The sequence below is a fragment of the Uliginosibacterium gangwonense DSM 18521 genome (genome assembly GCF_000373965.1).
Classification (GTDB): Bacteria; Pseudomonadota; Gammaproteobacteria; order Burkholderiales; family Rhodocyclaceae; genus Uliginosibacterium; species Uliginosibacterium gangwonense.
Genome location: NZ_KB892835.1, coordinates 499,144 through 522,854, shown reverse-complemented (window position 1 = coordinate 522,854; position 23,711 = coordinate 499,144). Strand labels below are relative to the sequence as shown.

The window sequence follows — 23,711 nt, the reverse complement described above, 5'->3', positions numbered from 1 at the left end:
CCCGATGGGGCTGCCCTGCCCCGTTTTCAGGAAAGGATACGATTATGGCCATGCAGGTTGGCTCCAACGACGACGATCTGATGATCGAGATGAACACCACGCCGCTGATCGACGTGATGCTGGTGTTGCTGATCATGCTGATCATTACCATTCCAATCCAGACCCATGCCGTGAAGCTGGACATGCCCGTCAATACGCCGCAGCAGAACAACGTGAAACCGGTGGTGGTGCAGATCGACATCACCCAAGGGGACAGTGTGTTGTGGAATGGCGAAAAGCTCAATGGGCGGGAAGATCTGGAAACACACCTGAGCACGGCGGCGAATCAGGAACCACAGCCGGAGCTTCACATCCGCCCGGCCAAAGATGCCACCTACTCCCCCGTGGCGATGGTGTTGGCAGAATCCCAACGCCTGGGCCTGAAGAAACTGGGGATAGTCGGCTCCGAACAGTTCCTGCACTAATCGCACTACAATGGCGTAATCAGCGGGCTCGCCCCAAACATCTCGAATAAAACCATGCAGACAAAACTCAAACTGATGGCAGGGGTGATCCCCCTGGTTATCATGGGGTCTTTTGGCGTACATGCCAGCCCCTTGCACTCTGGCATCGAACAACACAATTTCGACCCCAGCGTACGCATGCAAGACAACTTCCACCTCGCCATCAATGGCGGCTGGATCAAACGCACGCAACTGCCGCCAGATGAAGGCAGCATGGGCGTCTTCCGCATGCTCTACAATCAGACGCAAGAGCGCAGCCAAGGCCTGGTCAAGGAGGCCGTTGCGCACGCCAATACCTTGGAAGCCCGCCAGATCAGCGCAATGTATCGCAGCTTCATGGATGAAGCACGGGCTGACAAACTTGGCATCACCCCCATCTCCAGCGAACTGAAGGCCGTTGACGCGCTCGATAGCCATGCCGCAGTGATACGCCAGCTCGGTCAATGGCAAGGGACGGGCATTTCCGGCCCTCTGGCGCTTCATATCGACATCGACGACAAGAATCCTTCTGCCTATATCCCGGTGATTTCACAGGATGGGCTGGCCATGCCGGATCGTGATTACTACCTTGAAGACGATCCCCGCTTTGTCAAAGCCCGGCAAGCCTACACCGAATATCTGAAGAACAGCTTTGCCGCACTGGGCCTGAGCGAGCCAGAAGCACGCGCCGCCCGGGTGCTGGCGCTGGAAACCGAAATCGCACGCCTGCACTGGGACAAGGTCACCAACCGTGACCCCATCAAGACCTACAACAAGGTTGAGTATGCCGAGCTTGCCACCACGCTGCCCGGCATCGACTGGCAGGCTTTCTTTACCGCTGCCCGAACCCCAGCGCTGAAAGCGGTCAACGTCAATCAGCCCAGCTATGTTACCGCCTTGGCCAAGCTGCTTGAGGACACACCGGTCAGCACCTGGCAAGATTACCTGCGTGTTCGTGTATTCGACGCCTATGCCCCTTACCTGGATGGCAAGACTGCCGCCCGCCATTTTGCCTTCCACGGCACCGCCCTGAACGGCACCCCACAAATGCGGGCACGCTGGAAACGCGCCCTGCGCCTGATTACCGAAACCCAAGGCGAAAATCTCGGCAAGCTCTACGTCGCCAAGTATTTCCCGGCAGCCAACAAGGCCCGCATGCTGGAGCTGGTGCACAACCTGCTCGCGGCCTACGACAAAGACATCGACACCCTGGAATGGATGGGTGAGGAATCCCGCCGCGGTGCGCACGAAAAGCTGGCCAAGCTCACTATCAAGATCGGTTATCCAGACAAATGGCGCGATTACTGCGCACAGCAATTGGATGCTAAGGATCTGGTCGGCAACGTCCGCCAAGCGCGCAAATTCGAGTATGACTACGACCTTGCCCACCTGAACGACCCGGTCGACCGCACCCGTTGGTGGATGGCGCCACAAATCGTAAACGCCTACTACAACCCCACGCTCAACGAGATCGTCTTCCCGGCAGCCATCCTGCAACCGCCCTTCTTCGACATGAAGGCGGATGACGCCGTCAATTACGGCTCCATTGGCGCCATCATCGGCCACGAAATCAGCCACGGTTTTGATGACTGGGGCAGCCAATATAATGCTGATGGCAAGCTTGAACCGTGGATGAGCGAAGAAGATCACACCCGCTTCAAGGCACTCACCCAAAAACTCGTCGACCAGTACAACCACTATGAAGCGCTGCCCGGCAAATTCGTCAACGGCGAACTCACGCTGGGGGAAAATATTGCTGACAACTCCGGGTTGGCAATTGCCTACAAAGCCTATCGTATCTCGCTCAAGGGCAAGCCTGCCCCAGTGCTCAATGGCCTCACCGGCGATCAGCGCTTCTTTATCGGCTTTGCACAAAGCTGGCGCGACAAATCCCGCCCCGAGGCGCTGCTCTCCCAGATTGTTTCCGATCCGCATTCGCCGGACGAATTCCGCACAATCGGCCCCACGAGCAACAGCGACCCCTTCCAGGATGCATTTGGTGTAAAACCGGGCGACAAGATGTATAAGGCCCCGGAAGCACGCATCCGCATCTGGTAAGCCTGCACCCTCTATTGAGCCTGATATTCACCTATCGCCTGTTCGCAGGCGATAGGTTGCCACAAAGAAAGATACGACAAAATCATGTTCAAAAAGGGATTTCTGTATTTGGCCCTCGCCTCATCCTGCTTCTGCCCCATTGTTCAGGCAGCAGACATGAGCAAGGTGCTACACGTCAACTACGAGGTGGCAGAAGTTGGTTTCGACCCTGCAAAAACCAACGATCTCTACTCAAGCGGCATCAACGAGAATATCTTTGATACGCTGGTCACCTATGACTATCTGGCCCGCCCGGTCAAACTGGTTCCGAACGTTATCGAAGCGATGCCGGAACTGTCTGCCGACGGCAGAACCTACACATTTCACCTCAAAAAAGGCATCTACTTCTCAGACGACCCTGCATTCAAAGGCGTCAAACGCGAGCTGACTGCAGAGGACTATGTTTATAGCCTGAAAAGGCTGGTTGACCCGGTCGTCCATTCGCCCAATGGCTATCTGGTCAGCGACAAGATTGTGGGGCTGGAAGAACTTTCCCACGCACCGCGTGGCAAATTTGATTACAACACCCCGATCCCCGGCCTGAAGGCGCTGGATCGCTACACCCTGCAAATCACCATCAAGGAACCCAACTCCAGTTTCCTCTACTTCCTGGGCATGATTCACCTAGCAGCCGTGGCCCGTGAAGTCATGGAAACCTATGCCGACAACACCATGGCCCACCCTGTCGGCACTGGTCCCTATGTGCTCAAGGAATGGAAACCCGCCAACAAGATCGTACTGGAAGCCAATCCCAACTTTCGTCACGTAGAGCTTGAAAGTGTCGGCAGTGGTAAAGGACTGGATGCCGAAATCGTCAAAGACCTCAAGGGCAAGACACTGCCGATAGCAGGACGTGTCGAGGTCAGTGTGATTGAGGAAGAGCAGCCACGCTGGCTCAGCTTCATCAACCAAGAACAGGATATTGCGTTCATTCCCCTGAACGGCGCGCGAAAAATCCTGAACGTCGATCCGCGCAATCCTGGCAAGGTCAGCCTCAAGCCGGAGTATGCGAGCAAGGGAATTCGCATTCAGCCAGAGTTGCTGCCTGAAATCACCTATTATTTCTTCAACATGAAAGACCCGGTGATTGGCGGCTATACCAGGGAACGTATCGCCCTGCGGCGTGCGCTGGCGATGTCTTTCGACCGTGATCAAGCCATCCGGGATATCCGGCAAGGCCGTGCAGTACCGATGGAAAACATCATCCCGCGCAACTTCGTGGGCAACAATCCCAATCTTCGTGCCTCCACGCCTTATGACCCGGCCCTAGCCAATGCGCTGCTGGATCGCTTTGGTTACAAGATCGGGACCGACGGCTACCGTACCCAACCGAATGGCGAGCCACTTGAAGTCGAGTTGGCCGTCACACCCACAGCTACAGACCGCCAGTGGAGCGAAGCCTGGCAAGCTGCGTTTGACAGTGTCAAAGTCCATTTGCGCATCAAGGTAGCCAAATGGAATGAGAACTATAAAGCATCCAAGGAAGGCTCCCTTCAGATGCACGGCAACGCCTGGACGGCCGACTACCCCGGGGCAGACAATTTCCTGCAGTTGCTCTACGGGCCGAACTCGGGGCAAACGAATGATGCCTTTTTCAAGAATGCCGAGTACGACCGCCTCTTTCTAGAATCCCTCAAGCTACCAGACAGCCCTGAACGCAATGCAATCTATGACAGGATGAACAAGATTGCCGCCAGCTACACCCCTTGGGTTTTCAGTGATATCCGGATTCGGACCTACGTCAGCAATGCCTATGTGCACGGCTACAAGCAGCATCCGATTCTGATCACATCCTGGCGATATATGGACGTACAGAAATAATTCTGCAGACTTTTGCCTGAGGGCCTCTCTTCATGCTTTCTTATATCCTTCGACGAGTCTGGCAGATGATTCCCACCCTGCTTGGCGTCATGCTTCTGGTATTTATTGTTTTCAACTGGGCTGGCGGTGACCCCAGCTATATTCTGGCAGGCAAAGGCGTCTCCAAGGAACTGATCGCCAATATCCACGCCCAATTGGGACTGGATAAAAGCCTGCCCGAGCAATTCTTGTTATTCGTCACCCAAGTCCTGCATCTGGATTTCGGGGTTTCCTGGTCAACCCAGCAATCAGTCATAGGCATCATGGCCGCCCGTATCGGCCCCTCTCTGGCATTGACTGGCACTTTGTTGGTGGCGGAATTGCTCACCGCCATTCCAATTGCCATTCTGGTGGCGTACCACCGTGGCAAGCTTATTGACCGAACTGTCACCATCCTCTGTACCGTTGCGATGTCGGTCAGCTCCTTGGTCTACATCATCGTCGGGCAGTATGCGTTAGCTTACAAGCTGGGCTGGTTTCCGGTGATGGGGTGGGATGACAAAAGCCTCTTCAATAGCTGGCTGCACTATATTCCTTTGCCATTGATTCTTGGGCTGGCGGTCTCATTGGCCCCGGAGGTGCGCTTCTATCGCAGTTTTGTCGTGGAAGAACTCAATCAGGATTATGTGCGCACCGCACGCGCCAAAGGCTTGTCAGAGCGGGTCATGCTGTTCAAGCATGTGCTGAGAAATGCCTTGATTCCCGTGGTGACGGCAGTCACCACCTCGCTGCCCTTCCTTGTGCTGGGTTCGATGCTGCTGGAACGTTTCTTCGGCATTCCTGGCATGGGCAATGAACTGCTGCTGGCGGTCGACAAGAGTGATTTCCCGGTCATCAAAGCCATCACCATTGCGATTGCCTGCGCCACCATGTTTTTCAACCTGCTGGCCGATGTCCTCTACAAGTGGATCGACCCGCGCGTCGAACTGAAATAGGCGGAAACTTGAGCATGCAAGACATGACTATGACAAATAACAGTCCCGCTGAGCTGACCCCGCCGCGCTCGCTGTGGTCTTTGGGCTGGCAACGCCTCAAGCGCGACCGGGTGGGGTTTGTGTCCCTGTGGATCGTGGTGGCCTTTCTGGTGGTGATTGCGCTGTGCTGGACGCGCCTGCTGGCCTCAAACTGGGGTGAAGAAGTTGCCGTTCCCTACGCGCCGCCCACCTGGGCCAAGGGAGAAGCCACTGCGGCAACAAATGGCGCAACCGACGCGAATGTACTGGGTGGCGCCAACGGCCCCATCATCACGCTTACCCCGGAGGAAGACCCGATTGGCAAAGATATCGAGGCTGCGCGTGCTGATGCGGGCAAGTATCAGCTCAAAGCCACGGTCAAGGCTGACGCCCTGTTCATGGGGGCGGACGTCCGGGGCCGCAGTGTGGTCAACAAGGTATTGGCCGGAACCTCGACCTCAATGCTGGTAGGGATTTTCGGCGCGCTGCTATCGGTTCTGATTGGCACCTGCCTGGGCGCATTCGCGGGCTACTTTGGGCGCGCTGTGGATGACTTCCTGATGTGGTTCTACAGCGTGTTTACTTCGGTGCCGGACATGCTGTTGCTCTTGGCATTTGCTGCTGTGTGCGGACGGGGATTTTTGACGCTCATCATGGTGCTGTCTTTCACCAGCTGGACAGCGACCTTCCGCCTCGTGCGGGCTGAATTCATGAAACATCGCTCACGCGAATACGTGCAGGCCGCCGATGCAATTGGCGCCAGCCATCTGCGTCGCATGTTTGTGCACATCCTGCCGAATATCTCTCACTTGCTATTGGTGCAGTTCTCCTTGCTGCTTGTGAGCCTCATCAAGTACGAAGTGATTCTCTCCTTCCTGGGCTTTGGCGTGAGCGTCAGACAAGTCAGTTGGGGCTCGATCCTTGGCGAAGTGCCCGCCGAACTAATGCAAGGCTATTGGTGGCAGTTGTTGGCTGTCGTCATCATGATGTCCCTGCTGGTCACCGCAGTCAGCCTGCTGACCGATGCCCTGCGCGATGCGCTGGACCCAAAAGTAAAGTGAGCCTGCCATGAGCCAAAGAGATATTCTCCTGTCAATCCGTGACCTCAGGGTAGCCTTCCGCTTGGAAGATGGCGGGCGTTTTGAAGCACTCAAAGGGATCAACCTGGATATTCCCAGCAATTCCACCGTCGCACTAGTGGGTGAGTCAGGTTCAGGCAAGTCCGTCACTTCCATGGCGATCATGCGGCTGCTATCTGACTATGGATGCGAAGTAGATAGCGCCAGCCAGATCCTGTTTGAAGGCCGCGATCTGCTGCGCATGCCCCTGGCCGAAATGCGCAAGCTGCGCGGCCATGACATCACCATGATCTTCCAGGAACCCATGAGTTCGCTGAACCCGGTGTTTACCGTGGGCGACCAGATTGCCGAAACCCTGATGATCCATGAGGGCGTGGGGCGTGCCGCAGCCTGGCAACGCGCTATCGAACTGTTGCAGGAAGTCGGCCTGCCCGAGCCGGAAAAACGCGTGCGTGCCTATCCGCATCAACTCTCAGGCGGGCAGCAGCAACGCGTGATGATCGCCATTGCGATTGCCTGCAACCCCAAACTGCTGATTGCCGACGAACCGACTACCGCGCTGGATGTCACGATCCAAAAGCAGATTCTGGAATTGCTCGCCAATTTGCAGAAGAAACATGGCATGTCGGTACTATTCATTACGCATGACCTTGGCGTAGTCGGAGAGTTTGCCGACGAAGTCATCGTGATGCGCCACGGCGAAATCCGCGAGCAAGGCCCGGCCCAGCAGGTCTTTGAACATCCCCATGACAGCTACACCAAGGCCCTGATCGCCTGCCGCCCGAAGCTGGATCACCGCCCGCAACGGCTTGCTGTGATTGAGGACTTTCTCAAGCCAGAGCCCTATGTGCCGCCCACAGATCGCCAACGGGGCTATGCTCAAGATGACAAAATCATTCTTGATGTGCAGGGGCTGTGCGTCAATTTCGACGTGCGTGCGGGGCTGTTCCGCAAACGCAAGTTCGAGGCGGTCAAGAATGTCTCCTTCCAACTCGCGCATGGCCGCACCCTGGGGATCGTAGGCGAATCAGGTTCGGGCAAGACCACGGTGGGACTCACCTTGATGCGGCTACGCACTGCGGCTGCAGGCAAGGCTCTATTCGAAGGGCAGGACATCCTGGCGATGGATGACAAGGCCTTCCGCCCCTATAAACGACGCATCCAGATCATTTTCCAGAACCCTTACGCCTCGCTCAACCCCAGATTCACGGTGTCCAGCATCCTCACCGAGCCCATGAAACTGCATGGCATTGGCGCCAACGCACAAGAGCGCGAAGCCAAGGCACGCGATCTGCTCAATAAGGTGGGGCTGCCCGCCAAGACGATGGAGAAGTATCCACATGAGTTCTCCGGCGGGCAACGCCAGCGCATCGCCATTGCACGCTGCCTCGCCCTGCAACCGGAAATCCTGATCTGTGACGAATCCGTCTCTGCACTGGACGTATCGGTTCAGGCACAGGTGTTGAATTTGCTCCAGGACTTGCAGGATGAATTCAAACTTTCCTACCTATTCATTTCGCATGATCTGGCGGTAGTCAAGCACATCTCGGATCAGGTGATGGTGATGAACAAAGGAGAAGTCGTCGAGCAAGCCAATGCTGACGACATCTATCGTGCGCCGGGCAACGATTACACCCGGCGGCTGCTGTCGTCTATCCCAAGGGGCTGGACACCCAGCGCAGAATTGGCAGGCCTGCCAATATAAGCCGTACGAAAGGCCAAACGGGGAAGTTGAGCGAAGAGGTCAATCGGGAGGGGATAACCCCTCCCGACTTGATCAATCAGCTGCGATAATCCGCGTTGATCTTGACGTAGTCATACGAGAAATCGCAGGTCCAGATCGTTGCAGCGGCTTGACCACGCGCCAGATTGACGTGCACGACGATCTCGGCACTCTTCATCATGCGCACGCCATCTTCCTCGCGGTATGAAGCCGCCCGCCCGCCCTGCTCGGCCACCAGCACCTCTTCCTTGCCGTCCCCCAGCCACACCTTGAGGGTGGATACGTCCAGATCCGCCACGCCTGCATAACCAATCGCGCAGAGGATACGGCCCAGGTTGGGGTCGGAGGCGAAGAACGCAGTCTTGACCAGCGGAGAATGTGCCACGGCATAGGCCACCTGACGGCATTCTTCACGGCTCTTGCCACCTTCGACCACGATGCTCATGAATTTGGTGGCCCCTTCGCCATCACGCACAATCGCCTGCGCGAGCCAGATGGCCAGATCAATCACCGCTGAACGCAGAGCCTTGTAATCTGCGCTATCGGCGGAGCTGATCGCAGGGGCACCCGAAGCTCCGGTGGCAATCAAAATGAAACTGTCATTGGTGGACGTATCGCCATCCACCGTCACGCTGTTGAAGGAGGCATCTGCCGCCTCGCGCACCAGTTGCGCCAGCAGCGCCTGGGCCACATCGGCATCGGTGGCGATGAAGCCAAGCATGGTTGCCATGTTCGGGCGGATCATGCCCGCGCCCTTGCTCATGCCAGTGAGGGTCACGGTCTTGCCGCCGATCTGCACCTGACGCGAAGCACATTTGGGCTGGGTATCGGTGGTCATGATCGCATGGCAGGCATCAAACCATCCATCGGCCTTCAATGCAGCCTTGGCAGCGGGCAAGCCTGCTACTAAGCGGTCAACCGGCAGGTGTTCCAGGATCACGCCCGTGGAGAACGGCAGCACTTCACGCGGGCTGATGCCCAGCTGTGCCGCCACGGCTTCACAGCTCGCGCGTGCATTGGCTACCCCTTGTGCACCGGTGCCTGCGTTGGCAATCCCTGTGTTGATGACAAGCGCACGCACGCCTTCAGTGGCCAGATGCTCACGGCACACGGTGACTGGCGCCGCACAGAAACGGTTCTGGGTGAATACACCGGCGGCGCGGCTGCCAGCGGCCAGTTCAATCAGGGTCAAGTCACGTCGCCCTTGTTTGCGGATGCCCGCCTCCGCCGTGCCCAGGCGGACCCCGGCGACAGGCAATAGTTGATCGGCAAGCGGGAGCGGCAAATTGACGGGCATGGCAGCAGTTCCTCAAGAACAAGCGAAAGAAGAAAACGGGATTCTACGGCATCCCCTGTTTCACTTGTTATTTTCTGGCCATGCCACGCGTCGCCACGTGTTCAAAACTCAAGCTGGCTTGCTGCGCAAAGTGCAAGAAACCCTGCCAGGTTTCCTCGTCAGGAGGATTGGCAGGTGCACGGTCTGCATAAAAAAGCCCGATCACCTTGCCTGTGGCCACAATGGGCGCGATCAGCCCCTCATTGCGGCCGGTGACAGCCTGTAGGCGGTCAATGTTGATGCCCTCGGGTGCAGCACCCTGCAAGAAGAAAGGCCGGGCCTTGGAAAAAAGGACATTGACGATTTCACCGGGGCGGTTATCAAGGGGGAACGCGAATTTCGCCGCGAGCTTGTCTGAGTCGCGCCCCAATGCCACCTTGCCAAGCACCTTGGTGCGGTCGGCCGATTGCAACGCGAATACCGCACGGCTCATGCCCAGGCCGCGATAAATGCCTTCCAGCACCAGTTGCAAGACATCGTTGAGGCTGGGCTTGCCTGCCAGCAGCATGGAGAGGTCACGCAGGATCTTGAGCTGCAACAGGGGGTCGGGCGCCGGATCGGTCACCTGCGCCACTTCAGCCGCAATATCCACCAAGCCCCCCTGGGCGGGAATCGGAATCAGGCGTGCGGCCTCGGCGGCGCCAAACTGGGCGGCCACGCGCGCAGCCTCAACCGCATTATTGGTAAGGTCCTCGGTAATGTCAGCCAGTGGCTGCCCCACGTATTCGGCATATTCGGCCAATGCGGCACGTGCTGCGGGCGTGTCCCAGCCCTGCTCAACCGCCATGGCCAAGCGATATCCCGCATGGATAGCCTGTTCATCCGCACCGGGCTTGCCTGATGGCTCAGCCACTGCGCTGACCAGCGGGCCCAGGCGCCACTCCTTGGTCAAGGCCGCAGTCAGGCTGCGCAGGCGAAACCCCAGGATGTCGAGCTGTAGATCTTCCGGTTTTTCATCAGGCTGATCAATGAGCCTCGCGTCCAGTTCCTTGGCGGCATTGCCACCAAAGCACCAGAAGGCCATTTCCCCAACATGCCCGAGTAAGGCGGCAATGAAGACCTCTTCCGGAGCCTTGCTGCCCTTTGCGATGGCGGCAGTCCGGGCCTGCACCGCAGCATGGAAGCAACGCGCCATCTCGGCGGCGACCCGCTCCCGCAAACCGCCGGAAAGCAAGGCATCAACAAGCTGGATGGAGAGCACGATCTGCCCCACCAGATCAAAGCCCAGCACCACGATGGCCCGACTCACAGTGCTGACGCCCTGATGCTGGGGGTTGAACATCACGCTGTTACCCAGCTTGAGCACTTTGGCCGTAAGTGCTGCATCCTGCAAGATTGCCCGCGACAGGCGCCCGGCCGAAGCCAGCTCGTCTTCAGTCACCGTGCGCACCTCCTGCACGGTACGCCCGAAGACAGGCATATCCTGATCACGAATCCGATCAACCCAGCCTTCCAGACTCAAGCGCCCTTGCGTTACTGCCACGTTGGTCCAAGCCCCATGTGTAAAGTCACCAATTCCTTCAACGGCATGCGCATGGCGGTCTTGAGGCAGATGTGCCCGGCACCGGCCTTCCAGGCACAAACATTGTGTGTCAGCGGCGCACTCAGATCATCACCCGGCTCCCCAGCTCCACCACACGGCTGGTTGGCAGCTTAAAGAAATTGGCGGCGCCAGACGCGTTGCGGAACAGGAACTCGAACAGGCGTTCGCGCCACAGTGCCATCCCGGTACCCGCGCTGGGCAAGATGGTTTCACGGCTCAGGAAGTAGGAAGCCTGTTGGGCGTCAAGCACCAAGCCCAAGGATTCACAACGCAACAGAGCCGCCGGGACATCTGGTTCCTCCATAAAACCAAAACGGATCAGCACACGATGGAAATTGGTGCCAAGATGCGCGACTTCAACCCGATCTTCCACTGGCACACGTGGCACAGTTTCCATGAGCACGCTCACGAAAACGGTACGCTCATGCAAAATCAGATTGTGCTTGAGGTTGTGCAGCAACGCGGTCGGCACCTGCTCGGGGCGCGGTGACAGGAACAAGGCCGTATGCGGCACACGTGGAATGCTGTCGTCTGCCAGCAGGGTCACAAAAGGTGCCAGGGGCACATCGTCATTGCGCTGGGCATCGGCCAGTAGCTGACGACCACGGCGCCAGGTAAATAGAATCACGCAGATACAGCCACCAAAGGCCAAGGGGAACCAGCCACCGTCAAGAATCTTGGTGCCGTTGGAGACAAGGAAGATCATTTCAATGCACAACAACGGCATAAAGATCGCCAGACACAGCGCACGCGACCATTGCCAATCGTGGCGCGCCAGGGTGTAAGCCAGGAACGATGTCACCAGCATGGTCAGCGTCACCGCAATGCCATACGCGGCAGCCAGATTGGACGAACTGCGGAAGCCCAACACCACGATCAGCACAAAGAACAGCAAGATCCAATTCACAAACGGCAGATAGATCTGCCCCATCTGTGCGCCAGAGGTGTGCTTGACCACCATGCGCGGACAGAACCCGAGCTGGATGAGCTGTAGCGTCACCGAATAGGCCCCGGTAATCAACGCCTGGGAGGCAATCACCGTGGCCACGGTAGCCAAGCCCACCATCGGGAACAGGAACCAGCCGGGTACGGCAAGATAGAAAGGATTGGCCGCAGCCTCCGGGTGCACAATCATCAGTGCCCCTTGCCCCAGGTAATTGATCAGCAGGCTGGGCAATACCAGGCCAAGCCAGGTATAGCGGATCGGCATGGGGCCGAAGTGGCCCATATCGGCATACAACGCCTCCCCCCCGGTCATGGTCAGGAAAACCGCGCCCATGGCATAGAACGCCATTTTTGGATTTTCACTCACAAAGCGAATGGCATAATGCGGAGACAGCGCCCCCAACACCTGAGGATGGGCCAGAATGTTATAAATGCCGATACCGGCCAGACACAGGAACCAGATCACGACAAAGGGTCCAAAGAAAGACCCTACCCGCGCAGTGCCATGATGCTGAAAGAGGAAAAGCCCGATCAGTATGCCCATGGTAATCGGAACAATATAGGGCTGAAATGCTGGCGTAGCCACTTCCAACCCCTCCACGGCGGAGAGTACCGAGATGGCTGGCGTAATAATGCCGTCACCATAAAAAAGAGAGGCGCCAAAGATCCCCAGCGCAATGGCAGTGGCCTTGCGTTGCGGACTGCCCGCGGCGCGGCTGACAACCCGTGCCATCAGGGCCACCACCCCGCCTTCGCCCTGGTTGTCAGCCCGCAATACGATGGTGACATACTTGAAGGTCACGATGATCAACAGGCTCCAGGTAATCAACGACAGCACACCGAGAATATTCGGTGCGGTCGCCGCCAGGGGATGATGCCCTGCGGCAAATGCCTCCTTGAGCGCGTACAGCGGACTCGTACCGATATCGCCATACACCACCCCCAGGGCGGCAAGCATCAAGGTCGACATCCGCGGGGAAGTAGCCCCCCCTGCATGCGATTGACTCATGGTTTCTCCACAACAGGATTTAAGAAATACAGGCTGCCATGCAGCATATGGGCTTAGAGCACGAACCGGTAACCGGTTCCTGTCTCGGTAATGAAATGACGTGGTCGCGCCGAATCAATCTCCAGCTTCTGGCGCAAATGCCCCACGTATATGCGTAAATAGTGTGGGCTATCCACATAGGCACCTCCCCACACCTCGCGCAAGAGATGGCGATGAGTCAGCACCTTGCCCTGGCCTGCGATCATGACCGAGAGCAGTTGAAATTCGATAGGCGTCAAGTGTACTTCTTCATCCCGGCGCCAAACCTGACGATGGATGAAATCCACCCGCACCTCGCCAAAATTCAGCACCGGTTGGGCATCTGTGCCACCCCGTCGCAACAGGGCCCGCACCCTGGCAAGAAGCTCACCCCGTGCAAATGGCTTGGTCAGATAATCATCCGCCCCGGCATCCAGCGCTGCAATTTTGTCGCGTTCCTGGGTGCGGGCAGAGAGCACCAGAACCGGCATCGTACTCCAGGCCCGCAGCTCCTGAATGAAGTCCTGGCCCGATCCATCCGGCAGCCCCAGGTCCACAATCGCCAGTTGGAAAGCCTCGCTCCCCAATGCATCACGCGCCTGCGCCAAACTACCAGCGCCATGGGCCTGCAAGGATTCACTCACGAGGCTTTGGCATAGCATGCCACGAATCTGCGGCTCGTCTTCCAACACCAATACCCTTGCGCTCATGCCAGGCTCTCCTCCAGCTCCACCAACGGCGGATTGCGGCGTGGCAACTCAAGCGTGAACCGTGCGCCCCCCTCACTGCGGCTTTGGGCCTGCACTTGCCCACCATGCGCCTCAACAATCAGTCGGCATATCGACAAACCCAGTCCCAGGCCATCGGGCTTGGCTGCAGGGCCGCGCACAAAGGGCTCAAAAATCTGGCCCAACAACTCGGCGGGTAGCCCCGGGCCGTCATCTTCCACCGTGAGGCCAAGGCGGCTGTCCGTCACACGGGCCACCACCCGTACCCATTTTGCGCCGTAGCGCACAGCGTTATCAATCAGATTGCATAACACCCGCTCCATCAGCACAGCATCGAACTCCACCAAAGGCAAATCGCAGGGCACGTCGACTTCCACGACATGCCCATCCAGGCGCTCGCCCAGATGCGCCAGTGCGGCACCAACAATCTCTTCCACGGATTGCCACTCCTGGCGCAGACGCACCTTGCCCGATTGCAGCCGGGCCAAATCCAGCAGATTGTCGGTCAGCTCGCTCACCCCCACCACCTGGGAGCGAATGGCCTGGGCCAGCTCCAAAGACCGCCCGCCTGTGGCACGCACTTCATCGCACAGGGCATCAATGCGGCCAACCATCACCGTCAGCGGGGTACGCAGGTCATGCGACAAGGCGGAAAGAATCGTGCTGCGCAGGCGCTCCCGTTCCATATCGAGCATGGCCCCCTGCGCCACATCCACGTAGTGCAGGCGCTCCAGGGTTGTCGCGGCGAGCAAGGCCACAGAGGCCAACTGCTGCGCCACCAGGGGCTCAAGGTGATCCTGCGGCATGGTCACCGCCAGCACACCACGGCGCCGCATGGGGGCATCCAACGGACATAACAGAAGGCGGAAACCGTCACGCGCCAGATCTTCATATTCGCTGATCTGGCCACTTTCCATTACCGAAGCCACAAACAGCGGGACGTGCCCCCGTTCATCCGCCATCAGTACGGGGGTGTCAGAAGGGGCCAGCAGGCCCAAAGCATGAGTGGAGTCTTCCCACCAGATTTCGGTATAGCCACCAAAATCCTTGGTGACAAAATCCATCAGCAGATGGCAGACCTTGGCGGGGTCGGCACACCCGGCCAACTCCTGAGCCAAAACATACAGACGGCGGGCGGCCTGCTCACGCAGGGAGGTCAGGTCTGCCTGATGACGTACCCCAGCCGTCAGATGGGTCAACAACATCCCCACCAGCAGCATGACTGCGAAGGTAAACAGATATTGCACGTCGCTGACGGCAAACGACAGGTGCGGTGGCACGCAAAAGAAATCAAAGGCCAATACGCCCAGCAGCGCACAGAACACTGCGGGCCCACGCCCATGGCGCAGGGCCACTCCCACCACGGCGAGCAGGTAGAGCATGACCAAGTTGGCAGGCTCCACCACGCTTGACGGCAAAGACCGGGCCACAACAGTCACCACGGCAACCGACAGCGTAGCCACCACATATCCCAGCAGTTTCGAACCAGTCCGCTTTGTAGAGGAATCCATTCCACCAAACCCCAAGATCATCAGAAAACGCGCGTTCATCAGAGCAATCGCTTCATGCCCCGAAGCATAGGAAGCGGGGTGTAAAAAAGGTGAAAAAAACACCCTGCCCCCCATCCAATCTACTGTTTCGCCCATAAGGACGATTTTGGGCTGGCCTGGAAAACAAACGCCCACCACAATGGGTGGGCGCAACAAGCTTTCTTCCAACGGGATCGACTTATTCCTCCTCCACCTTGAAACGCGCTACCGCCTCATGGATGTCCCGGGCCATGCCTGAGAGCAGATTGGTTGAGGCGTTTGCACCCTGCACCGCCTTGTCGGCTTCTTCCAGCATGGTGGCAATGCGCTCAACATTTGCCGCAATGCTGTTGCTGGCAGAGGTCTGCTCGGCGGTGGCGTGGACGACATCGCGGATCTTGCCCAGGGTGGCCTCGGCCCCCTGATTGATTCCCCGCAGGGATTGGGCGGCCTCCTCGGCCATGTTGACCCCACGCACCACCTGCGGGGCCACCTCTGCCATGCTAGCCACCACCTGTGAGGTATCTGTCTGTACGGCCTGGATCGTCTGGGTAATCTCGTTGGTAGCCAGCGCGGTACGCTCGGCAAGCTTACGCACCTCATCGGCCACCACCGCAAAACCACGCCCCTGCTCGCCTGCCCGTGCGGCCTCAATGGCCGCGTTCAGCGCCAGAAGGTTGGTCTGGTCGGCAATATCCTTAATGACATTGGCAACTCCGCCGATCTGCTTGGTGCGTCCAGCCAAGCCTTCAATCTGGGTCGAAGCCGCCTCGATTTTTGCGGAAATTTGCTGGATTTCGTCGGTTGCGGCACTCACCTGGGTCTGACCGTGCCGGGCCAACTCGGTGGCATGGGCAGAATTGCTCTCCGTCTCACGGGCGCTGTCGGCAATCATGCCCACGCTAACGACCATCTCTTCAATAGCGGCCGCTGTCGAAGATGTCGCCTCGGAAGAATGTGCGGAGGCGGCGCTGATCTCTTCCATGGTCAGTTGGATGTCAGAGGCGGCATGTTTGACGGACTCGGCCTTGGTCACCACATCCCGGATCATCTCGCGCAGGCTCTGCTGCATCTGTGCCAGGGCCGCCAGCAAGCTGCCAGCAGGAGCCGCCTTGATCGTCCGCCCCAAATGGCCCGAAGCAATGTGGCGGGTGATTTCCGCCGCATAGGCAGGCTCCCCGCCCAACTGACGATAAATGCCCCGTGCAAAGTAGATTGTCAGTGCCACGGTAAAGCCCAATACGCATAGCCCAACGATCAACATCGACATGGCATAGGCGTTGTATTTGGCCTCAATATCATCCAGAAAGAACCCAGTGCCAATCGTCCAGTTCCACGGATCAAAGCGCGTCACCCCGTTGAGCTTTGGCGTCAGCTCGCCTGCCTTGGCGCCCGGCTTGGTTGAGGGGAGCGTGACAAAAGCATACTTCCCCTGTTTGGCCAGTTCCTCACGATAGATGCCCGACGAAGTACGCCCATCGGGCAACTTCCCCGGATCAACCTTGCCCATGCGGTCCGGGCGGATATGCACCACCATCACATCGTTATCGTCACGCACGAATACATATGCACTCTCGTTCTGCAAGCCCAGCAATGCCTCAACCGCAGCAGCCTGGGCCTGGGCGCGCGGCATCTTGCCGGATGCCTCCTGGGCGTAATAACGGTTGACCAGGGTGAACGACATCTTGAGCAGATTATCAATCTGCGCCTGCCGCTCCCCCATCAGACCCGCCCGCAAGCTGTGCAGCCCCATGCCACCGATCAGGAGCAGCCCGATCACTCCGCAGATCACCACGATTCCTAGTCTGGTTGAAAGCTTCATATCGAAACCCCCTGATAAAGAAGAAGATAGACCCATTCATTGATAGATTACTTGATAAACGTGCAGGCAAGCGCCCACCAAAGGGCAAGCAGGCATGTGGCACAAGGTTTTACAGGGCCTGTATTTCAGCCACCTGCGTGTGGAGCCGTCAATCCGTCTGGCACCTTACCCCCAATGCGCCTCACCCCTGCATTATGCTTGCCCGTACAACGACAGCTGGCGTTGGCAGATCTATACACAACGCATCATCAACATGACGTATACGGGGAAATCATGGCCAAGATCAATGGCATCGAGAATATGACTGTGGCTCAGCTCAATGAAGAGCTGGCCAAGGGCGGGAAATTTGTGGTGTTTGATTACTGCATTTCCGTTGTAGTGATGTCTTTCAAGCGATCCTCCGACGTCTATTTCGTCAAGGCAGGCGAAGGCAGCTTCAAACATGGCATCAGCTTCACGTTGATGACCCTGTTCCTGGGTTGGTGGGGCTTTCCCTGGGGGCTGATCTACAGCATCGGAGCCTTGGGGACCAATCTCGGTGGCGGGCGTAATGTGACGCAGGAAGTGCTGGCCGCATTGAATTCCTGAGCGCAGATGGCAAGAAAAAGCCGACCTCCAGGGTCGGCTTTTTTTCGATCCAACGCACGCCAGGATCAACCCAGGGCGCCGTGACAGTGCTTGTATTTCTTGCCTGACCCGCAGGGGCAGGGATCGTTGCGCCCGATGCGCATACCGTTGTTCTGCAAGGGTTGCTGCTTCTCCCCTTCAGCCGCCTTGGCCAGCGCCTCTTCGTAATCGGCGTGGTGATATTGCACGTTTTCCACTGCCGAATGCTTTTCAGCCGCTTCTTCAACCTGCTCTTGCGAGCGGATCTGCACAGCCATCAACTGACGCGTGACTTCGTAGCGCACCATGTCGAGCAGCGACTCGAACAATTCGAAGGCTTCGCGCTTGTATTCCTGCTTCGGGTTCTTCTGTGCGTAACCGCGCAAATGGATGCCTTGGCGCAGGTGATCCAGTGCAGCAAGGTGTTCGCGCCAATGCTGATCCAGGCTGTTGAGCATCATGGCACGCTCAAAATCGCGCCATGCGGTGGGGTCAACATCTTCAATCTTCTCGACGTAAGCCTTGTCGGCTGCCTCGACAACACGCGTAATGATGTCTTCGTCCGACAGGTTCTGGTTGCCCTTGGCCCAATCGACCACCGGCAGCCCCAAACGGTAACTGTCTTGCAGGAGCTTCTCGAACCCTGGCAGGTCCCATTGTTCTTCCACCGAATCAACGGGCACGAAGTTGCGGAACTCATCACGCAGCACGCCATGGCGAAGCGCCTTGACTGTCTCGCCAATATCATCGGCCACCAACAGATCGTTACGCTGGTGGTAGATCACCTTGCGCTGGTCGTTGGCCACATCATCGTATTCCAGCAATTGCTTGCGGATATCGAAGTTGCGTTGCTCAACCTTGCGCTGGGCAGATTCCAGCGAACGGTTGACCATGCCAGCCTCAATCGGCTCGCCCTCAGGCATCTTCAGGCGCACCATGATTGCATTCAGACGCTCGCCGCCGAAAATCTTCATCAGCGGGTCTTCGAGCGAGAGATAGAAGCGGCTCTCACCCGGGTCACCCTGGCGACCGGAACGGCCACGCAACTGGTTGTCGATCCGGCGGGATTCGTGGCGCTCGGTCCCAATGATCTTTAGACCTCCAGCAGCCACCACCTGATCGTGCAGAACCTGCCATTCACTGCGCAGCTGGGTAATCTGGGCGTCCTTGTCGGCCTCCGGCAAGTCGGCATTGTCCTTGAGTTGCGCGATGGGCTTTTCGATGCTGCCGCCAAGCACAATGTCCGTCCCACGACCGGCCATGTTGGTCGCAATCGTGATCACACCCGGACGCCCGGCCTGGGCCACGATCTCGGCTTCACGATCATGTTGCTTGGCGTTGAGCACCTGATGGGGCAGCTTCTCGCGGGTCAGCAGATCGGAGAGCAGCTCGGAGCTTTCAATCGAGGTAGTCCCCACCAGCACCGGCTGGCCACGTTCATGGCAGCCACGGATATCGGCGATGATGGCTGTATATTTTTCGTTGGCAGTGCGATAGACCAAGTCGTTCATGTCCTTGCGGACCATCGGCTTATTGGTCGGCACCACCACGGTTTCCAGGCTATAGATCTGGTGGAATTCGTAGGCTTCGGTATCCGCCGTCCCCGTCATCCCGCCCAGCTTGGAATACATCCTGAAATAGTTCTGGAAGGTGATCGAGGCCAGCGTCTGGTTCTCGGAATTGATCTCGACGCCTTCCTTTGCTTCCACCGCCTGATGCAAGCCATCGGACCAGCGCCGCCCGCTCATCAGGCGGCCGGTGAATTCGTCCACGATCACCACTTCGCCGTCCTGCACCACATATTCCTGGTCCTTGTGGAACAGGGTGTGGGCACGCAGGGCCGCATAGAGGTGATGGATCAGCAGGATGTTGGCCGGGTCATACAGGCTGGTACCAGCGGCCAGAATGCCTAGGCGCTCAAGGATTTCCTCGGCATGCTCATGGCCCTGCTCGGTGAGCAGTACCTGACGCCCCTTCAGATCCAGGGTGTAGTCGCCGGGCCGGGTCACCTTGTCGTCCTCACCAATCTGCTCGGTCAGCAGCGGGGGCACGGCATTCATCTTCACATACAGATCGGTGTGATCTTCCGCCTGGCCCGAGATGATCAGCGGAGTACGGGCTTCATCAATCAGGATGGAGTCGACTTCGTCAACAATCGCATAGTGCAGCCCACGCTGGGTGCGACGGCTGACGTCGTCGACCATGTTGTCGCGCAGGTAGTCGAAGCCGTATTCGTTGTTGGTGCCGTAGGTGATGTCGGCCGCATAGGCAGTCTGCTTTTCCTCCGGGCGTTGCTGCGAGAGGATCACCCCTACGCTCATGCCCAGGAACTTGTAGATCCGCCCCATGTTCTCCGCATCGCGGCTGGCCAAATAGTCATTGACGGTCACCACATGCACGCCCTTGCCGGACAGTGCATTGAGGTAGACGGCGAGCGTGGCGGTCAGTGTTTTACCTTCACCGGTACGCATCTCGGCAATCTTGCCGTAGTGCAGCACCATGCCGCCGACCATCTGTACATCGAAGTGGCGCATGCCGTACACCCGCACGGCGGCCTCACGTACCACGGCAAAAGCTTCGGGCAGAAGCGCATCAAGCTCTTCCCCCTTGGCAAGCCGAGCCCGGAATTCTTCGGTCTTGCCACGCAAGGCCTCATCGGACAGGACCTGGATTTTCGGTTCCAGCGAGTTGATGAGACGGACGGTCTGCATATACTGCCGAATCAGCCGATCGTTACGGCTGCCAAACACTTTTTTGAGGAGGCCTGCGAGCATATTGATGAATGAGTGAAATGCAGCAAAACACGGATTCTAGCACGCTCGTTTTGCCGACTCTGTTAGTATCCCGGCGAATGGCCGGGTCCCCGCTACCGTTCTTGCGATAAAACAAGACTTCCTGGCAGTGGCACGGCGTAACACATCCCTTCGCATATTGGGGCTAAACCGATGGCATCAACCCCCCTGAAGAAAATTCTTGGCGCCTCTGAGCCACTAGCCCGCCTGCAAGATCATGCTGCACGTTTGTTACGCCTGCAGCGCATCGTCAGCCGCGCTGTGCCACAGGTGATGCGCAATCTGGTCCAGGTGGCCAACGTGCAGGATGGCGTACTGTACCTGCATGTGCCTTCGCCCGCACTAGCCACTCGGCTCAAATTGAGTCAGGAGACCCTGCGCGGGGCGTTGATGAACGATGGGATGCCGATTGTGGAGATCAAGATCAAGGTGCGCGTGGAGCGTCACGCCCCTCCGCCCACGCCCCCCCGGCGCAGCATCACCCCCACAGGGCGGGATGCTCTGCGGCAACTGCGCGAGTCCATGTCGCCAGACGACCCGTTGGCCCAGGCACTCAAGCACATGGAAGACAAGAGCCGCTAACCTCTGTTGCCCGCGTTAAGCAGGCAGCAGCGCAATCTGCCCACGCAGCGACTCCGGCACGACCTGATCCTCTTCAAAACTCACGATTTCCCAGGCGCTCTTGTCTTCGAGCAGCACACGCAGAATCTGGTTGTTGAGCGCGTGCCCGGCCTTGTTGGCACTATAGGCTGCCAGCAGGGGATGATTGGCAAGGTAGAGGTCGCCAATCGCATCCAGGATCTTGTGTTTGGCGAACTCATCTTCATACCGCAGGCCGTAGGGGTTGAGGATGCGGTGTTCATCCATCACGATGGCGTTATCCAGGCTGCCGCCCAGCGCCAGCCCCATGTTGCGCATCGCCTCCACCTCCTGCATGAAGCCGAAGGTGCGGGCGCGCGCCACATCCCGGGCGTAAACCTGATGGGCAAAATCCACGGTGACATTGGTCTGGGTACTATCAACCGCCGGATGGTTGAAGTGGATCGCAAAGCTCAGGCGGAAACCATCGTAGGGTTCCAGCTTCACCCATTTGTCGCCATCACGGTACTCCACCGTTTTGATCACCCGCAGGAAGCGCTTGGGGGCGTCCTGCACCTGAAAGCCTGCAGACTGGAGCAGGAAAACAAACGGCGCGGCGCTCCCGTCCAGAATGGGGATTTCCGGCGCATCGACTTCCACATAGCAGTTATCCACCCCCAGCCCCGCCAGCGCAGACATGAGGTGTTCCACCGTGCCGATCTTGGCCGGGCCTTTTTGCAGGCCGGAGCACAGACGCGTGTCGACCACTGAATAGGGGTCCGCTGGCATTTCCACCACGGGGTCCAGATCGACCCGGAAGAATACGATTCCGGTATCCACGGGGGCGGGGCGCAAACACAGTTCGACACGCTGGCCGCCATGCAGCCCCACGCCGGTGGCCTTGACGATGCTCTTGAGGGTTCTTTGCCTGATCACGGGGAGGATTCCCTTGTTCTCATTACGATATGGAAGTCTGGATTGTACTCTGGCATACCCAAGCTTGGCCGCCTATGCTCAAGATTGCCAGCGCCAATCGGCGCTCACCCTTTTGGGCCGGACACCCCCTTCACGCAGGCGAAGGAGTAAGGTTTACGGTTAAGGATCTGTTTTACGAGGGCGTACCCCACCCGCGCAAAGCTTGGCAGCCTGTATCGCACATCTCTCCCGCACGCCCCTGCTGCAAGGCGGGAGGCGGCTTTTTTGAATCGATTACCCGACGATGGCTTCTCAACCTGTTCGCGCACCCGCTGTTGCAGGGCTGTTTTACCCCGCCGACCCCCATGCCCTGGTCGGCCAGATTCAAACGCTGCTGGCGCAGGAATCTCCCGTCGACAATGCCACTCCGCCCAAGGCGCTGATCGTACCGCACGCTGGCTATATGTATTCGGGCTCCACGGCCGCAGCAGCATTCAATCTGCTGGAGCCCTTGCGGGAGGAGATCCGCCGCGTCGTGCTGGTCGGCCCCAGCCACCGTTTTGCCTTCGAAGGTATTGCCCTGCCCGGTGCTTGCGCCTTTGCAACCCCGCTGGGAACCGTGGAAGTCGACAACGAGGCCGTGTTCAGCCTCGCCCAGTTGCCTGAGGTTGTCGTCGATGATCGCGCCCACGCACAGGAACATTCGCTGGAAGTCATCCTCCCCTTTCTGCAACTGACGCTGGACAGCTTCACCATCGTGCCGCTGGTGGTGGGCATGACGTCCCCCACCACCCTGGCCCAGGTATTGGAGGCGGTATGGGGCGGGCCGGAGACGCTGATCGTGATCAGCTCCGACCTGTCGCACTACCACTCCTACACCGAAGCACAGCGCATCGACAAACTGACCAGCGAAGAAATTCTCACCATGCAACCCATCATCGGCCATGAGCAAGCTTGCGGCGCCACCGGCATCAACGCCCTGCTCATGGCCGCCCAGGCACACCAATACACGCCACGCCTGCTGGCGCTACGCAATTCTGGCGACACGGCAGGTGACCGAAACCGCGTCGTGGGCTATGCGGCAGTGTGCTTCTGCCAGAGCCCCCACGCCTTTACTCACTAGAACTCACTTGAAATATGGCCGATACAACCCCTTCGCTCGGCCCCGTCCTGTTGGCTCACGCCCGCACCGCCATTGCCGGGCGGCTGAAGCAGGCCGCAGACAGCGCACCCGATCACCCCGCCCTGCATGCGCCGGGAGCGAGTTTTGTGACGCTGAGCCTGAAAGGCTGCCTGCGTGGCTGCATCGGACAACTGGAACCGGTACGCTCGCTGGGGGAAGATGTCCGCCAGAACGCGATTGCCGCAGCCTTCCACGATCCTCGCTTTCTCCCCTTGAGCCTGGATGAGTGGCCACACATCGAACTTGAAGTCTCGGTGCTGGGGCCGGTGCAGTACACCGCCTGCCCCAGCTTGGCCAAATGTCTGGAACAGATTGTTCCATTTGAAGACGGGGTGATCCTTGCCAGTGGCGTGCATCGTGCCACCTTTCTGCCCCAGGTGTGGGAGCAACTGCCCGAGCCAGAGCAATTCCTCGCCCACCTGCTGACCAAGGCGGGGCTGGCTGCTGGGACTTGGCCAGCCAACATGAAATTGGGGCGTTATCGGGTGGCCCATTACGCCTGAAAAACCGCC

18 protein-coding genes are annotated in these 23,711 nt (G+C 58.3%); 10 read left to right on the top strand and 8 right to left on the bottom strand.

Going from position 1 to position 23,711, the window contains the following annotated elements:
* The first annotated feature begins 44 nt into the window (after positions 1 to 44).
* The 6 genes from B145_RS0105260 to B145_RS0105235 all read left to right on the top strand — a co-directional run bounded on the left by B145_RS0105260 (position 45) and on the right by B145_RS0105235 (position 8,176).
* Entirely contained in the window at positions 45 to 464 is a 420-nt protein-coding gene (locus B145_RS0105260; RefSeq protein ID WP_018605659.1) for an ExbD/TolR family protein, read from the top strand.
* A 54-nt stretch (positions 465 to 518) separates the two neighbouring features.
* The gene (locus B145_RS0105255) at positions 519 to 2,540 is read left to right on the top strand and encodes a M13 family metallopeptidase (protein ID WP_018605658.1); all 2,022 of its coding nucleotides are present in this window, start codon (positions 519 to 521) and stop codon (positions 2,538 to 2,540) included.
* 156 nt (positions 2,541 to 2,696) lie between these two features.
* Entirely contained in the window at positions 2,697 to 4,400 is a 1,704-nt protein-coding gene (locus B145_RS0105250; protein ID WP_211209754.1) for an ABC transporter substrate-binding protein, read from the top strand.
* Between the two features lie 32 nt (positions 4,401 to 4,432).
* A complete protein-coding gene (locus B145_RS0105245; RefSeq protein WP_026258843.1) occupies positions 4,433 to 5,374 on the top strand; it encodes an ABC transporter permease in 942 nt (313 codons plus the stop codon).
* A 23-nt stretch (positions 5,375 to 5,397) separates the two neighbouring features.
* Positions 5,398 to 6,453 (top strand): ABC transporter permease, encoded by a 1,056-nt coding sequence (locus tag B145_RS0105240; protein ID WP_157288274.1) that lies wholly within the window; start codon positions 5,398 to 5,400, stop codon positions 6,451 to 6,453.
* A gap of 7 nt (positions 6,454 to 6,460) precedes the next feature.
* A complete protein-coding gene (locus B145_RS0105235; RefSeq protein ID WP_018605652.1) occupies positions 6,461 to 8,176 on the top strand; it encodes an ABC transporter ATP-binding protein in 1,716 nt (571 codons plus the stop codon).
* Between the two features lie 76 nt (positions 8,177 to 8,252).
* Here B145_RS0105235 and argJ read toward each other — a convergent pair whose 3' ends face one another.
* From argJ to B145_RS0105205, 6 genes are all read right to left on the bottom strand, one after another.
* Positions 8,253 to 9,491, bottom strand: a complete 1,239-nt coding sequence (gene argJ / locus B145_RS0105230) for a bifunctional glutamate N-acetyltransferase/amino-acid acetyltransferase ArgJ (RefSeq protein WP_018605651.1) — start codon at positions 9,489 to 9,491, stop codon at positions 8,253 to 8,255.
* A 67-nt stretch (positions 9,492 to 9,558) separates the two neighbouring features.
* Positions 9,559 to 11,013, bottom strand: a complete 1,455-nt coding sequence (locus B145_RS0105225) for an HDOD domain-containing protein (protein WP_026258842.1) — start codon at positions 11,011 to 11,013, stop codon at positions 9,559 to 9,561.
* Between the two features lie 121 nt (positions 11,014 to 11,134).
* The gene (locus B145_RS0105220) at positions 11,135 to 13,027 is read right to left on the bottom strand and encodes a potassium transporter Kup (protein WP_026258841.1); all 1,893 of its coding nucleotides are present in this window, start codon (positions 13,025 to 13,027) and stop codon (positions 11,135 to 11,137) included.
* Between the two features lie 53 nt (positions 13,028 to 13,080).
* Positions 13,081 to 13,755: a response regulator gene (locus B145_RS0105215; protein WP_018605644.1), complete on the bottom strand. Its 675-nt coding sequence runs from the start codon at positions 13,753 to 13,755 to the stop codon at positions 13,081 to 13,083.
* Complete coding sequence (locus B145_RS24505) at positions 13,752 to 15,284, bottom strand: DUF4118 domain-containing protein (RefSeq protein WP_169558537.1); 1,533 nt, start codon at positions 15,282 to 15,284, stop codon at positions 13,752 to 13,754. The genes B145_RS0105215 and B145_RS24505 overlap by 4 nt, the downstream gene beginning before the upstream one ends.
* Before the next feature lie 217 nt (positions 15,285 to 15,501).
* Entirely contained in the window at positions 15,502 to 17,124 is a 1,623-nt protein-coding gene (locus B145_RS0105205) for a methyl-accepting chemotaxis protein (RefSeq protein ID WP_026258840.1), read from the bottom strand.
* Between the two features lie 273 nt (positions 17,125 to 17,397).
* Here B145_RS0105205 and B145_RS0105200 point away from each other — a divergent pair, with 273 nt between their 5' ends.
* Positions 17,398 to 17,712 (top strand): hypothetical protein, encoded by a 315-nt coding sequence (locus B145_RS0105200; protein WP_026258839.1) that lies wholly within the window; start codon positions 17,398 to 17,400, stop codon positions 17,710 to 17,712.
* A 65-nt stretch (positions 17,713 to 17,777) separates the two neighbouring features.
* Here the strand turns inward: B145_RS0105200 and secA are convergent, their stop codons facing one another.
* Positions 17,778 to 20,504: a preprotein translocase subunit SecA gene (secA, locus tag B145_RS0105195; protein WP_018605639.1), complete on the bottom strand. Its 2,727-nt coding sequence runs from the start codon at positions 20,502 to 20,504 to the stop codon at positions 17,778 to 17,780.
* 171 nt (positions 20,505 to 20,675) lie between these two features.
* On the opposite strand from secA, the gene B145_RS24500 reads away from it, so the two are divergent.
* Positions 20,676 to 21,104: a DciA family protein gene (locus B145_RS24500; protein ID WP_018605636.1), complete on the top strand. Its 429-nt coding sequence runs from the start codon at positions 20,676 to 20,678 to the stop codon at positions 21,102 to 21,104.
* Between the two features lie 15 nt (positions 21,105 to 21,119).
* Here the strand turns inward: B145_RS24500 and lpxC are convergent, their stop codons facing one another.
* Positions 21,120 to 22,037: a UDP-3-O-acyl-N-acetylglucosamine deacetylase gene (gene lpxC / locus B145_RS0105185; protein WP_018605634.1), complete on the bottom strand. Its 918-nt coding sequence runs from the start codon at positions 22,035 to 22,037 to the stop codon at positions 21,120 to 21,122.
* A 283-nt stretch (positions 22,038 to 22,320) separates the two neighbouring features.
* Here lpxC and amrB point away from each other — a divergent pair, with 283 nt between their 5' ends.
* Positions 22,321 to 23,139, top strand: a complete 819-nt coding sequence (gene amrB, locus B145_RS0105180) for an AmmeMemoRadiSam system protein B (protein ID WP_018605631.1) — start codon at positions 22,321 to 22,323, stop codon at positions 23,137 to 23,139.
* A 14-nt stretch (positions 23,140 to 23,153) separates the two neighbouring features.
* Entirely contained in the window at positions 23,154 to 23,702 is a 549-nt protein-coding gene (gene amrA, locus B145_RS0105175) for an AmmeMemoRadiSam system protein A (RefSeq protein WP_018605628.1), read from the top strand.
* Positions 23,703 to 23,711 lie beyond the last annotated feature (9 nt).